The organism is Picosynechococcus sp. PCC 11901 (assembly GCF_005577135.1).
In the GTDB taxonomy this organism is placed as follows: domain Bacteria; phylum Cyanobacteriota; class Cyanobacteriia; order Cyanobacteriales; family MRBY01; genus MRBY01.
Window position 1 is genome coordinate 2,099,652 of record NZ_CP040360.1, and the last position, 12,902, is coordinate 2,112,553.

The window sequence follows — 12,902 nt, forward strand, 5'->3', positions numbered from 1 at the left end:
GGGAATATTCACAAAGCTTAAGGTGAATTGCTCAGTTTTGTGAGCGTTTGTTAGCGACGCCGGGAACGCTTCGTTTTCGTTTTCGTTTTTGTTTTGCTGGTCTGGTTCGTTTTTGGTGGGCTGGGTTCTTCAAAGACCGGCACCGTAAAGGAAAATTGACTCCCCTGATTTTTACCCTCGGATTCTGCCCAGATCGCTCCCCCCCAGGCGGTGACAATCTGGCGACAAATCGCTAATCCTAAGCCAGTGCCGCCAGCGCTCCGTCGCAATGCCCCTTCTTCTTGGTAAAAACGATCAAAGACTGTTTCGAGGCGTTTGGGTTCAATGCCCCGGCCGTTGTCGATAATGCTCACGGTGAGTTTATGGGGATCTTCGGCGGTGATGGCGATCGCCACTTGACCCTGCTTGGCATCGCTAAATTTACAGGCATTGTCCAGTAACTTGGCGATCACTTCTACAAGCCATTCCCCGTCAGCTTGGACGAGGGGCAAATCTGGCGAAACTTGATTGATCAGTTGAGGCAGGGGTTGGCCGCCACTTTGATGACGTTTGGCCCGCACGTGGCTCATGGCCAGTTCCACACATTCATAGAGCATCAGGGGTTCAATGTTCCACTCCACCCGACCACTTTCGAGTTGGGACAGGGTCAGAAAATCCTGGACGAGGGTGCGCAGACGTTCTGCATCCTGGAGGGCGGTATCTAGCATCACCTGGCGCAGTTCCTCCGGCATATCCGGCTCATTGGCAAGGCTTTCTAGGCAGACTTGAATCGTCGATAAAGGTGTCCGGAGTTCATGGCCTGTGATCGCCACAAGGTTAGAGCGGGTACGGTCGAGGGCCGCCAATTGTTCGTTAAGTTCTTCGAGGTTGTTGTAGGCTTCGGCCTGAATTAGGGCCACACCTACTTGGATGGCGATCGCCCCCACGAGGGCAATATCTTCCTGTCGCCAGTGGATCGCCTCTGGGTGGCAGTGATGGAGCTCGATCATGCCGATCAGTCGCCCTTGGTAGAGTACCGGCACCAGCAGCCAGGAGACAATGGAACAGGTTTGGGTGAGGGTTTCTAGCTGGTCTTTGATGAAGTCTGGATCTTGCTCGGTATTATCAATGCCGAGGGCTTCCCCCAGGGAGACCACCTTTTGAAAGAGGGGATTATCCTTCAGGGGCCAATTGCGACCTTTTACAGAAATTTGATCCCCGTGGAGAAACTCATGCTGGATCTGGGCTTGTTCGTCTGACTCTTTGCAACGGTAAATAATGCAGCGACAGACTCCGAGACCTTCTCCTAATTTTTCGACGGCCAATTGCAAGATGTCTTCGGTGTCGAGCGATCGCCGAATGGCCGCTGTGACCGTATTAATTAAACGCTCCTTTTGTTCTTTGTTTGCCAGGGAGCGGTTGGCTTTGAGGATTTTGTATTGACCCGCCTGGAGATAGTTCACCAAGCGCTGCACAAAGGGATCGGCGGTGGAATTAGGCTGATGTTCCGTTAGATCTTGGTGACCATTCTGGAGATAGGTTTCCTTGGCCGTTTGAATTTTTTCCTGGAGCTCCGGGCGATATTGGGCAATGCGATCGAGGAGGATTTCCGCTGCTTTTTCGGTAATGTTGCGGTCTTCGGTCCAAATACCTTCAAAACGACGGGCATTATCGGCGAAGTGATCTCCCTTTTCAGAATTGTTGTGTTTTTCTCGGCAGAGGAGACAACTGGCAAAATTCTCCCCGATCACCACGAGGTGCCACTCTTCGCTTAGGGCATCATCTGGCGTAAAGGCAATGCGCTCGTAGGTATCAGAAGCGTTTTCAAATTCTGTTTCTGGGGCCGCGAGGACGTAAACCTGTTGGGATTTATCGGCAATGCGACGATAACGGGTTGCTTCCTGGCGGTAGTATCTTTCTTGCTGGAAGCTGGCGATCACCAAGGGGGAATCTTGACCTGCAAGGATTTGATCTTCCATCGCGTGGGAGAGTGCCGTTAGGGAAGATTTGAAATAGAGTTGCGATCGCCCATGGGGAACGGCTTCAAATAATTGTTTGACAACCGAGGTTTGAATACTCATTAAGAAATGCTTTTTCCCGAAAGGAATAGTCGCCTTCTACGAACGATGGACCAGAGGAATTCCCTAGATTATCCTTGATCACCCAATATTGATCAATTTTTCTAGGGGATTTGGCAACTGAATGAATGGTGACGAGGCGATCGCCATTACGCAGAGCCCAAGGCACGAATCAGGTCAGGGATCGGCTGAGGCTCACGGTCACTGTCCGTAATCGCTTCAATAATTTGTCGGTTTGCCTGGGGATGATCAAGGGCGGCCACGCATAATTCTGCCACCTGCTGCCGGGGAATTCGTCCTTCAAACAGGGTATCGGCTTGGGCGAGTACAAGGGGCGCTGCGGCTTCGGCATTCAAGCCACCGGGACGGACAATCGTGTAATTGAGGGAACTGTTGATGAGGTAAGCCTCGGTTTGTTTTTTCCAGAACAGCACCAGACCAAATAGATTCAACGGATGGAAAAATTTAGATACACAAAGGGACGTGACGAGGACAAATTGCTTAACTCCCTGGGTCACAGCAGCATCGATCAGCGATTTGGTGCCGACATAATCCACTTGAAAAAAAGCGGCAGGGTTCAAACTGGGTCGAGCCGCAGCGGCACAAATGATGTGGTCACAGTCGGCGATCGCCCCTGGGAGGGATTTTTTATCGAGGAGATCACCAACGACCAATTCCGCGTCCGAGGGCAAAATTTCTTTGCCTTTGTTGAGATCCCGTACCATGGCCCGCACCGGGATATTTTGGGCGATTAGGGTTTCGACAACGCGCCGTCCCGTTTCCCCCGTTGCCCCGACCACTAAAACTTTCATCCTCATTGACCTCCTAAAATCGCTGGCGGAAATTTGCCTTCGATTTACAATTATTACCCTGAATTCCTCGGTCTTGGGGTGCAACTTTACAGAAAAGCGGGCATGATTTTAGGTACAACAAGTTTATTTCTTGTCTTTTGCTGCTATGAACCCTGCGGAATCGTCTCGTCTATTCACGGCCTTTGGTGACGGTAACCCCGAAACGCCACCGATGCATTTTGAGACCCACTATCGAGGGATCATGCAAATGTACGCGCCCCTAGAGGAAGTCGCGGCCTACCTAGATCGCCATGGCGGTTGGTTCCACCGTTGTGCAAAACCGATGCAGGTAGAACCCCTCACCGAGAATGGCTATATTCTGACGGTGGGCAAGTTTGGCAATTTCGGCTATGAAGTAGAACCAAAACTGGCGGTGGTTTTTGATCCCCCCGTTGAAAATGCCTACAGAATGTACAATGTGCCCCTCCCTGAGGCCCAGTCCCAGGGCTATGCCATTGATTATGATGCGTTGATGTGCCTCGACCATCTCCCCTGGGAACAGGTACTTGCCAACGATGCCCAGGCGCGAAAACTACTCGGCGATCGCCCGATGCCGCCGGTGATTACCCAGGTGAATTGGGAGCTGCATTTACAGGTGCTGGTTCAGTTTCCCCGGTTTATCTACAAGCTGCCCCAGGGTCTACTGAAAACCACTGGCGATCGCCTCCTCGCGACCATTGTTTCCCAGGTTTCGCCGCGCCTCACCACAAAAGTTCAGCAAGACTTCCACGACTGTTTCAATCTCCCCTTACCCCTCAAGAGTGGTCGAGGTTGTACCGTCATTCGTCCTCCCGAAGACAATCCAGAAACCCACAAAAAAGAGGACAGTCCCCCTGTCCCCCCCGAAAATTTTGCCTGGACGCTACCTACAGACGGCCAATAATTTTCGTCACAATATCCATACCACTCACTGCCTGCCAACCAAACAGAGCCACCAGCAACGTATTCAAGCCAATGTGGGTTACCCGCGCCAAGTCGTTGCCCCGTTGCATAAAAGGCACTAAAGAGGCTGAGATGGCAATTAAACCGGTCATCCCTAAACCGACAAGGAGGTGGGGGCCAACGAATAATTTCCCGTTGTTGATGTAGGTGACGGCCATCCCGCCAATGGTGCCCAAAACCATAAATGCCAGCAGGGCCGAACCCACCTGGTGGTGCTTGAAGTTAAATTGTTTTTTGACCAATTCTTTGCGGACTTCTTTATCGGCACTCCGGATGCGACGGATCTGAATGCCGAGGTACATCGCATAAATACAAAGCCCAAACAAGACCCACATCATAATGGGGTGACCAAACTGGGACCAGACTTTGACGGACTCTGGAATTTCAAAACTCATGGGTGTTTTCTCCTTCGTTCAGGATGCTGAAATCTTTATAAAACTTAACCGATTCCCCTGGTAAATGGAAATTATCAACTAGAATCTGGGACGGCTTGGGACAGGATCGATCCGGGATACTTCTACAATAGAAATTAACCTTTATTGTATGTTTCGCGATGACAGCCCCCGTGGACCGCGCCCAGTTATTCCAGGCAATTCGCGCCCAAAATGTGGATCGAGTGGCCGCCTTGCTCACCCAGGGGGTACCAGTCAATATTTTGGATGGCGATCGCACGAGTCCTTTGATGTATGCCTGTCAAGTTGGGGCTTTGGATCTCGTTAAGCTCTGTCTTACCCACGGCGCAGATTTAGAATTACGAGGAAAATATGGCCTCACGGCGCTGATGGTGGCGGCGGCAGCAGGACAAACGGCAGTCCTACATTTTTTGATTGGGGCCGGCGCTAATCCCAATGCCACCAACGAAGACGGCAGTACCGCGCTCATGGTGGCGGCCTATCGGGGGGCGATCGCCACCGTAGAAATTTTGTTGAAGGCCGGGGCAAAGATTAACCACGAAGATTTTGATGGGGATACGGCGCTCAATTTAGCGATTCAAGGGCAACACCCGGTGGTGGTGCAGATACTCCTGACCCAGCGGGCTAACCCTTACCAAGGCTTAGGGGCGATGACAGTGGCCGTGTCGGAGCGGGCGATCGCCTGTTTAGAAGTCCTACTCAAGGCCGGGTTAAATGTGAATCTCCCCAGTAGTGACGGGAAGACCCCCCTCATGCACGCAGTTATTGCGGGTTACGATGAGGTCGTTGATATGCTGTTGGCTGCTGGGGCGGTGGTCAATGCCACGGATCTCGAAGGGGATACGGCCGTTATTTTTGCCGTCGAACAGGGGAATTTGCCCCTCACACAACGTTTGGTTCAGGCCGGGGCAACCCTGACTCAGCCGGATATTTTGCCTCTCGCGGGGGCTGCTGGCAATCTCGCCTTGGTGCAATATTTGCTTAAGCATCAATTAAATCCCAATAGCACCGATGCAGCAGGCGACACAGCCCTCCATTTAGCAACCCTCGAAGGCCACTACGATATTGTCGAATATTTACTCCGCCAAAATGCTGCGGTGAACCTAGCCAACCACCAAGGTGATACCCCCCTCCTGGTTGCTGCCTACCAGGGGCAAAGGGCGATCGCCCAACTTCTCCTCGACCAAGGTGCAGACCTCCACTACCAAAATGGAGGAGAAAACGCGCTCCTGATCGCCTTCAACCAAGGCAAGCTGGAACTCCTCGAACTTTTTCTGGCAAGGGGAGCTAATCCTGATGAACGTCTCCCCAGCGGCAAAACCCTCCTGATGGAAGCGGGCGATCGCGGTTATCAAGCAGTGATTGAAGTGCTGTTAAACGCGGGGGCCGATGTCAATGCCACAGATCAACACCAAGCCACAGCCTTAATGTGGGCAGCCCACCGGGATCACCATGCCGTTGTTCAACTACTCCTCGAACGGTGTCCAGATTTAGATCTCAATGCCCAAAATAAACGGGGCGACACAGCCCTTAAAATTGCCCAGTTTAACCAATGTAAGACCGTTGTGAAGCTCTTAAAGGCTGCTGGGGCGAGATGATGGCGATTGGGGACAGTCCTCCGCTAGGCCAGAGCTATTTAAAAATTCTTCAATTTCCAAGGATTCGACCACATGGGGATTTTTCACCGGCGCCGTGGGGGGATGCGCATGGCGTACATCCGTAATCCACCAGTCCAGGGCTGCTTTTTGCAGATCAATGGTTGCCCCCGTTTTATCAACACAGTAGCGCCCAAAGACTAATTTATCTTTGAGGCGTACCCCTGAGCCCAAGCGGGAATATTCAAAAATCACACTACTTTCAACGGTCGCGCCTGCACAAATCCAACAACTGGGGCCAATCATGGTCGGGCCAATAATTTTTGCCCCATCTTCAATGCGGGTCATGCCGCCAATATAGACAGGGCCTTGGATATCGACTTTATCCCAGTTGACGGCCACATTCAGGCCCGTATAAACCCCTGGTTTGACTTCGATGCCGGGAATGGGCACATTTTTGATCTTGCCCTGGAGCACGCTCTGAATCGCCTGCCAATAGTCAGGGACTTTGCCAATATCTACCCACTCAAAGTCCATATCTAGGGCGTAAAAAGGTGCATTGGCGGCCACAAGCTTCGGAAACAGTTGACCACCAATGTCGAATTCGCAGTTGGGGGGAATAAAATCGATTACTTCCGGCTCAAAAATATAGATCCCGGTATTAATTTTCGTGCTGAGAGCTTCGGTAACGCTGGGCTTTTCTTGGAAACTGAGAATCCGGTCTTCGTCATCTGTGACCACCACGCCATAGCTAGAGACCGCTTCTTTGGGGACAGATTTCGTGATTACGGTGGCGATCGCCCCTTTTTCGCGATGCCATTGCACCGCTGCGGTGAGGTCTAGATCAATCAGAGCATCACCACAAAGCACCACAAAAGTATCGTCAAAAAATGGATGAAAATCTTGGATCTTCCGCAACCCCCCGGCGGAACCGAGGGCTGCCCCCTGTAATTCTCCGTCTTGGATACTGCCTTCAAAGGAATAGGCCAGATGTACCCCGTAGCGTTGACCATCCTTAAAGTAGCCTTCAATTTCGTGGGCGAGATGGCTCACATTCACCATAATCTGATCAAAGCCATGTTGGGCGAGCAGATCCAGCAAAAATTCCATCACGGGTTTTTGCAGAATTGGGATGAGGGGCTTGGGGATGGTGTAGGTAATCGGACGAACCCTGGTTCCTTTACCCGCTGCCAGAATCATGGCTTTCATGAATGGTATTGTCCTCGAACAATGACTGTTTTCAGGCTAAATGGCGCAAAGCCTCGGAAGATTGGTCTTTATTTTACCGAAAGGTGTTCCTTTCCCTAAATGCCCGCATTTCCCAAAAGATTCAGTTTAGGATGGAGTGACAGTTGTTTTCTGTCTACAGCAATGGCGATTAAACGCAACCAAGGCCATGGTCTCCCGCCTAAACGTGATCCGGCTTTGGGTAGAGATGCCCTCACCACGAGTCAAGCCCTGCCCGAAGACCAGGAACAATCGGCCAATGAGGATCGCATTCGTCCCCAACGCCTGAGAGATTACCTAGGTCAAAGGGATCTGAAGGAAGTATTGGGTATTGCGATCGCCGCTGCCAAAGCCCGCCGCGAACCCCTCGATCACATGTTGCTGTATGGCCCCCCTGGATTAGGGAAGACAACCATGTCCTTGATTTTAGCCGCAGAAATGGGGGTGAATTGTAAAATTACCGCTGCCCCCGCCCTGGAACGCCCCCGTGATATTAGTGGCCTCTTGGTGGGCCTAGAGGCTGGTGACATTTTGTTTATCGATGAAATCCACCGTCTTAATCGCATGGCCGAAGAATTGCTCTATCCAGCGATGGAAGATGGCCGCTTAGATGTCACCATTGGCAAAGGAGTCAGTGCCAGAACCCGTAGTATTCCCCTGAAGCCTTTTACTTTGATTGGCGCAACGACGAAAGTGGGGGCATTAACGTCTCCCCTGCGCGATCGCTTTGGCTTGATTCAACGGTTACGTTTTTACGAGGTCGATGAATTGATTGCCATCGTCCATCGCAGTGCCCTAATCCTAGAGCAGCCCATTACCCCAGAGGGCGCTTTAGAGATTGCCCGTCGAGCACGGGGGACGCCTCGCATTGCCAACCGTCTGTTACGGCGAATCCGGGATTATGCCCAAGTCAAAGGCTATGGAAAAATTTCCCAAACGGTGGCAGCAACGGCTTTGGATCTGTACAACGTTGATGCTTTGGGATTGGACTGGACAGATCGTCTAATCCTAGAAACCATGCTCAATCATTTTGGGGGCGGCCCGGTGGGTTTAGAGGCGATCGCCGCGGCTACTGGCGAGGACAGTAAGACCATTGAAGAAGTTTACGAGCCTTATTTACTCCAAATTGGTTTTTTAAACCGCACGCCCCGGGGACGGGTAGTGAGCGCAAAAGCGAGACAGCATCTCGGTTTAATCCCGGTGGAACAAAGCACCCAACTCGACCTTTTACCCTAGTTTTAACGAGTCTTCCGGGTGGCGGCCTCAAAATTTCTTTCTGGAGAAATCCTTCTAAAATAGGGAAAACACTTGAAATTTGGACGATCAACGCAACTTTATTATGGATTTTTCCCCGGCAACCTCAGCATTAATACTGCTTATTTTCGCGGCTTTGGGTACGGTTTTGTGGGGCTATCGGCGATCGCAAAAAGCGGGACGCTTAGGGTTATTGGCCTGGGGACAATCCCTCGCGATTACGGTTCCCTGGTTGGTGCTATTGAGTTGCATTCTTTTAGGGGTGAGCCTGGATCTCATTGGTGTGGTGCTGATTTTGGTGGCTTCGGCGGGAGCCTATATTTATCTGGGTAATCTACGCCGAGAAGCAGGCCAGGGGGAGATGATTCGCAAACAGGCCCTAGAACGCCTCCAAACTGAGACTCAAGCCACGGAATCCTCGACACAAGCCCCAGCAGATCCGGCGACCGAACCCGAAATTCAACCCATTAATCCAGAGGATCTCCAAACTATTAAAGGTATTTTTGGCATTGACACATTTTTTGCCACAGAAGCAATTCCCTACCAAGAAGGGGCCATTTTCAAGGGAAATTTGCGAGGGGAACCCGAAGAAGCCCACCAAAAGCTGACGGAAAAATTAGGCGATCGCCTGGGGGATAAATACCGCCTTTTCTTGGTCGAAGATCCAGAAGGAAAACCGGTGATCGTGATCTTACCGAGCAGTAATGATCCAAAAACCACGAGTCTCGCCCAGAAAAATGTCGCTTTAGTCTTATTTGTTGCCACCCTGGCGACGACCCTAGAAGCGATTGGCGTCCTCAAAGGCTTTGATTTCTTCAGTGATTGGCAGCGTTATACCGACGTCCTGCCCCTCAGCCTGGGGATGTGGCTCATCTTGGGGGTTCACGAACTAGGCCACTGGGTCACGAGCCGAAAATATAATGTCAAACTCAGCATTCCCTTTTTCCTCCCCAACTGGCAGATTGCTTCTTTCGGGGCGATTACCCGCTTTGAATCCCTGCTCCCGAACCGGACAGCACTCTTTGACATCGCCTTTGCTGGCCCAGCGGCGGGCGGGCTGATTTCCCTGCTTCTCCTCCTGGGTGGTTTTGGGCTTTCTAACCCGGACAGTCTATTTAAAGTTCCGAGTCAATTTTTCCAGGGTTCAGTGTTGGTGGGTACCCTGGCGCGCATTTTCCTGGGCGATGGGTTGCAACAAGCGATTGTGGCGATTCATCCCTTGACGATTTTGGGCTGGTTGGGCCTTGTGATCACGGCGTTAAACTTACTCCCCGCAGGTTGTTTAGACGGAGGCCGCATTGTCCAGGCTATTTATGGTCGCAAAACAGCTCGTCGTACCACTATCGCTACCCTCGTGGTATTGGGGCTAGTGGCTTTGTTTAACCCAGCGAATCCCATTCCCCTCTACTGGGCCTTAATTATTATTTTTTTACAACGGGAAGCAGAACGCCCCAGCCTCAATGAACTATTAGAACCTAATGATACCCGGGCGATCCTGGGATTGGTCGCTTTATTTTTGATGCTGGTGACTTTAATTCCCTTGAGTCCCAGCTTGGCGGGACAATTGGGGATCGGCGCCTAATCTCTTGGGGAAAATTCAAGCTTAAATGGACAACATTTTTTCAGCAAAGGATAGCAACAGCAATGACAGCGCGTAATTTTTCCTGGGATGGTGACTGGTTTTCACCGCAGGCCAGTCAAGATCAAACTTTAATCGAGCAATTGGGTTTCGTGCCTGGTCTGAGAGAGCTGCTATTTATTCGCCAAGCCCACGCCCTGGAACATGGAACGGTCTGGGTGCTTACGGAATTGGCAGAACGCTATCCAACAGCTTGGCGTCACCACTATGCGGAATTAAGTGGGATGTCCACGGGGCAAGGTTTTTATTTATTTGGTGGCGTGGATAAAACTGATCTCTACCGGGCAGTCAGTACAGCAGGCGATCGCCTCCGGTCTGGGGAATGGAATTTAGCTGTTCATCCCCGCTGCGGCACCAATATTTCTGTCACCCTATTGCTGACTGCTGGCTTAGCAGGTGGAGCCGCCTGGTTGCTCCCCAAAGATCCCCTCACCCAACTCCTTGGTATGGGAACTGCTGCCGCTACAGCTTGGGCGATCGCCCCCGATCTCGGTAAATATGCCCAACAGCACATCACCACCGCGATTCCCTTCAATCTCACCCTCGAAGAAATCCAAGAAAACACGGACGAGAGTGGAAATCCAAGCCATTTTGTCCGATTACGGTGGCAGGACGCGCAATAAAACTTAAACACTTCAAGTGCCTGAAAACCCCTATCCGATAGTAGGCTGTTATCTAAGTCTAACTACACTCTTTAGTAATCGCTTTAAAGGAACATAAGCATGGCTATCGAACGCGGATCCAAAGTTAAAATCCTCCGGAAAGAATCCTACTGGTACGGCGATGTCGGTACAGTAGCAAGCATTGATAAAAGCGGTATTATCTATCCCGTCATTGTTCGCTTTAACAAAGTCAACTACAACGGCTTTAGCGGTAGTGCTGGTGGTCTAAACACCAACAACTTCGCTGAGCATGAACTCGAAGTCGTCGGCTAAGCCCCTCTGTCCCTCTTTTTAAAAACCCATTTTTGATATTAAACACACAACCAACATCGTCTCTTTGCGGGGCGGTGTTTTTATATGCCCCTTCAAATTCCTAAAGGACAATGGGAAAATAGCCACCACGAAGATTAAATTAAACCACTACAACAAAGGATTAACCCCGTGACTGTTCGCGTTCGTATTGCCCCAAGTCCCACCGGAAATCTCCACATCGGGACAGCTAGAACTGCTGTCTTTAATTGGCTTTTTGCCCATCACCATGGCGGTACCTTTGTCCTCCGGGTTGAAGATACCGATTTGGAACGGTCTAAGCCCGAATACACTGAAAACATTAAAACGGGTCTCCAATGGCTCGGTTTGCACTGGGATGAAGGCCCTTTTTTCCAAACCCAACGGCTGGATCAATACAAAGCAGCAATCCAAACCCTTTTAGATCAAGGTCTTGCCTATCGTTGTTACTGTACCCCCGCAGAACTTGAGGCGATGCGGGAACAACAAAAAGCGAATAATCAAGCACCCCGCTATGACAACCGTCATCGCAACTTAACGGAGGCGCAGCGAGCTGAATTTGAAGCCCAAGGTCGTAAACCCGTGATTCGCTTCAAAATTGACGATGCCCAGCAAATCGTTTGGCAAGATCTGATCCGAGGCACCATGACTTGGAAAGGTAGTGATCTCGGTGGTGACATGGTGATTGCCCGCACCCCTGAAGGGAATGAGTCTTTTGGTCAGCCTCTCTATAATCTTGCGGTGGTGGTTGATGATATTGATATGCAAATCTCCCACGTGATTCGGGGGGAAGACCACATCGCTAATACCGCTAAACAAATTCTTTTATATGAAGCCCTTGGCGCGGCAGTACCTCAGTTTGCCCACACGCCCTTAATCCTCAATCAAGAGGGACGTAAATTGTCCAAGCGGGATGGGGTGACATCTATTGATGATTTTCGCCAAATGGGATTCCTTCCCCAGGCGATCGCCAACTATATGAGTCTTTTGGGCTGGACGCCGACCGACTCAACCCAAGAAATTTTTACCCTCGAAGAAGCCGCAAAGGAATTTTCCCTAGAGCGGGTCAATAAAGCCGGCGCAAAATTTGACTGGGACAAGCTCGATTGGATTAACGCCCAGTACCTCCACAAAATGCCGATCCCCGCCCTGACTGATCTGCTTATCCCTTATTTACAAGCAGCAGGTTACGGAGATTATCTAGGCGATCGCCCCTGGTTAGAGTCCCTCATCACCCTCGTTGCGCCCAGCCTCACCCGGTTGGCCGATGTTACCCAAGAAACCCGACTTCTTTTTGGTGACAGCATCACCTTAGACGAAAAAGCCACGGCCCAACTCCAAACCGAGGGCGTTAAAGCGATTCTCCAGGAAGTCCTCCAAAACATCCAAACCAGTACCGATTTCACCCCCGATGAAGCAAAAGCACTCATTAACCAAGTCACCAAAGCCCATGGCGTCAAAAAAGGCGTCGTCATGAAATCCATGCGTGCCGGGCTGATGGGCGAACTCCAAGGCCCCGATCTCATGCAATCCTGGGTACTCCTCCACCAAAAAGGTTGGGATATCGAAAGACTCAATCAGGCGATCGCCTCGATCTAGCTCGCCATCGTAGGGATTTGGTTTTCAAATCCAACAAGAAGACCTCTGGTACTCATCAGTGAAATGAGGAAGGAGGTTTTTTTATATCCTCACCTAATTGAGAGCGATACAAAAATGTAGGGAGGTGGTTGTCAAATCCAGATTGAGGGGCTTAAGGACTTAAAGTTCCAAATTTTTCTCATCCCAAACCCCTTGTTCTGAGGGCATTCCAGGGATTTTTCATTCAAACACCGAAAAAAGATTGAAAAAAGGTGTTGACATCTCCGGGTTGTGTGGTTAATATAGTTAAGCGCGGTTGAGAGAGACGCACTGAACCGCCGCCCCGAACCGAGACAAAAGAATAGAATTTGAAAGTGACTATCCACCCCCTTGTTT

Annotated in this window: 11 protein-coding genes; 7 read left to right on the forward strand and 4 right to left on the reverse strand. The window is 50.8% G+C overall.

Features of this window, described 5'->3' with window-relative positions; genetic code table 11:
- Positions 1-50 precede the first annotated feature (50 nt).
- Positions 51-2,060 (reverse strand): DICT sensory domain-containing protein, encoded by a 2,010-nt coding sequence (locus FEK30_RS11115; RefSeq protein ID WP_138073219.1) that lies wholly within the window; start codon positions 2,058-2,060, stop codon positions 51-53.
- A 146-nt stretch (positions 2,061-2,206) separates the two neighbouring features.
- Positions 2,207-2,869: an SDR family oxidoreductase gene (locus FEK30_RS11120; protein ID WP_099237631.1), complete on the reverse strand. Its 663-nt coding sequence runs from the start codon at positions 2,867-2,869 to the stop codon at positions 2,207-2,209.
- Between the two features lie 145 nt (positions 2,870-3,014).
- Here FEK30_RS11120 and FEK30_RS11125 point away from each other — a divergent pair, with 145 nt between their 5' ends.
- Entirely contained in the window at positions 3,015-3,791 is a 777-nt protein-coding gene (locus tag FEK30_RS11125) for a DUF1997 domain-containing protein (protein WP_232308984.1), read from the forward strand.
- Here FEK30_RS11125 and FEK30_RS11130 read toward each other — a convergent pair.
- Complete coding sequence (locus FEK30_RS11130) at positions 3,775-4,245, reverse strand: DUF4079 domain-containing protein (RefSeq protein WP_012307006.1); 471 nt, start codon at positions 4,243-4,245, stop codon at positions 3,775-3,777. The genes FEK30_RS11125 and FEK30_RS11130 overlap by 17 nt on opposite strands.
- 158 nt (positions 4,246-4,403) lie before the next feature.
- On the opposite strand from FEK30_RS11130, the gene FEK30_RS11135 reads away from it, so the two are divergent.
- Positions 4,404-5,861 (forward strand): ankyrin repeat domain-containing protein, encoded by a 1,458-nt coding sequence (locus FEK30_RS11135; RefSeq protein WP_255447860.1) that lies wholly within the window; start codon positions 4,404-4,406, stop codon positions 5,859-5,861.
- On the opposite strand, the gene FEK30_RS11140 is transcribed toward FEK30_RS11135, so the two are convergent.
- A complete protein-coding gene (locus FEK30_RS11140; RefSeq protein WP_030006585.1) occupies positions 5,838-7,067 on the reverse strand; it encodes a nucleotidyltransferase family protein in 1,230 nt (409 codons plus the stop codon). The genes FEK30_RS11135 and FEK30_RS11140 overlap by 24 nt on opposite strands.
- 162 nt (positions 7,068-7,229) lie before the next feature.
- Here FEK30_RS11140 and ruvB point away from each other — a divergent pair, with 162 nt between their 5' ends.
- The 5 genes from ruvB to gltX all read left to right on the forward strand — a co-directional run bounded on the left by ruvB (position 7,230) and on the right by gltX (position 12,527).
- Positions 7,230-8,321 carry a Holliday junction branch migration DNA helicase RuvB gene (gene ruvB, locus FEK30_RS11145; protein WP_138073220.1) on the forward strand — a complete coding sequence of 364 codons (1,092 nt, stop codon included), beginning with the start codon at positions 7,230-7,232 and terminating at the stop codon, positions 8,319-8,321.
- Between the two features lie 103 nt (positions 8,322-8,424).
- The gene (locus FEK30_RS11150; protein ID WP_138073221.1) at positions 8,425-9,921 is read left to right on the forward strand and encodes a site-2 protease family protein; all 1,497 of its coding nucleotides are present in this window, start codon (positions 8,425-8,427) and stop codon (positions 9,919-9,921) included.
- A gap of 62 nt (positions 9,922-9,983) precedes the next feature.
- Positions 9,984-10,601 carry a DUF6391 domain-containing protein gene (locus tag FEK30_RS11155; protein ID WP_138073222.1) on the forward strand — a complete coding sequence of 206 codons (618 nt, stop codon included), beginning with the start codon at positions 9,984-9,986 and terminating at the stop codon, positions 10,599-10,601.
- A gap of 99 nt (positions 10,602-10,700) precedes the next feature.
- Positions 10,701-10,913 (forward strand): photosystem I reaction center subunit IV, encoded by a 213-nt coding sequence (locus FEK30_RS11160; protein WP_012307012.1) that lies wholly within the window; start codon positions 10,701-10,703, stop codon positions 10,911-10,913.
- A 168-nt stretch (positions 10,914-11,081) separates the two neighbouring features.
- Positions 11,082-12,527, forward strand: a complete 1,446-nt coding sequence (gene gltX / locus FEK30_RS11165; protein WP_138073223.1) for a glutamate--tRNA ligase — start codon at positions 11,082-11,084, stop codon at positions 12,525-12,527.
- Positions 12,528-12,902 lie beyond the last annotated feature (375 nt).

Bases quoted from the DNA above. Each gene is read 5' to 3' on its own strand.
- FEK30_RS11115 (WP_138073219.1), bottom strand. From the start codon at position 2,060: ATGAGTATTCAAACCTCGGTTGTCAAACAATTATTTGAAGCCGTTCCC.
- FEK30_RS11120 (WP_099237631.1), bottom strand. From the start codon at position 2,869: ATGAAAGTTTTAGTGGTCGGGGCAACGGGGGAAACGGGACGGCGCGTT.
- FEK30_RS11125 (WP_232308984.1), top strand. From the start codon at position 3,015: ATGAACCCTGCGGAATCGTCTCGTCTATTCACGGCCTTTGGTGACGGT.
- FEK30_RS11130 (WP_012307006.1), bottom strand. From the start codon at position 4,245: ATGAGTTTTGAAATTCCAGAGTCCGTCAAAGTCTGGTCCCAGTTTGGT.
- FEK30_RS11135 (WP_255447860.1), top strand. From the start codon at position 4,404: ATGACAGCCCCCGTGGACCGCGCCCAGTTATTCCAGGCAATTCGCGCC.
- FEK30_RS11140 (WP_030006585.1), bottom strand. From the start codon at position 7,067: ATGAAAGCCATGATTCTGGCAGCGGGTAAAGGAACCAGGGTTCGTCCG.
- ruvB (WP_138073220.1), top strand. From the start codon at position 7,230: ATGGCGATTAAACGCAACCAAGGCCATGGTCTCCCGCCTAAACGTGAT.
- FEK30_RS11150 (WP_138073221.1), top strand. From the start codon at position 8,425: ATGGATTTTTCCCCGGCAACCTCAGCATTAATACTGCTTATTTTCGCG.
- FEK30_RS11155 (WP_138073222.1), top strand. From the start codon at position 9,984: ATGACAGCGCGTAATTTTTCCTGGGATGGTGACTGGTTTTCACCGCAG.
- FEK30_RS11160 (WP_012307012.1), top strand. From the start codon at position 10,701: ATGGCTATCGAACGCGGATCCAAAGTTAAAATCCTCCGGAAAGAATCC.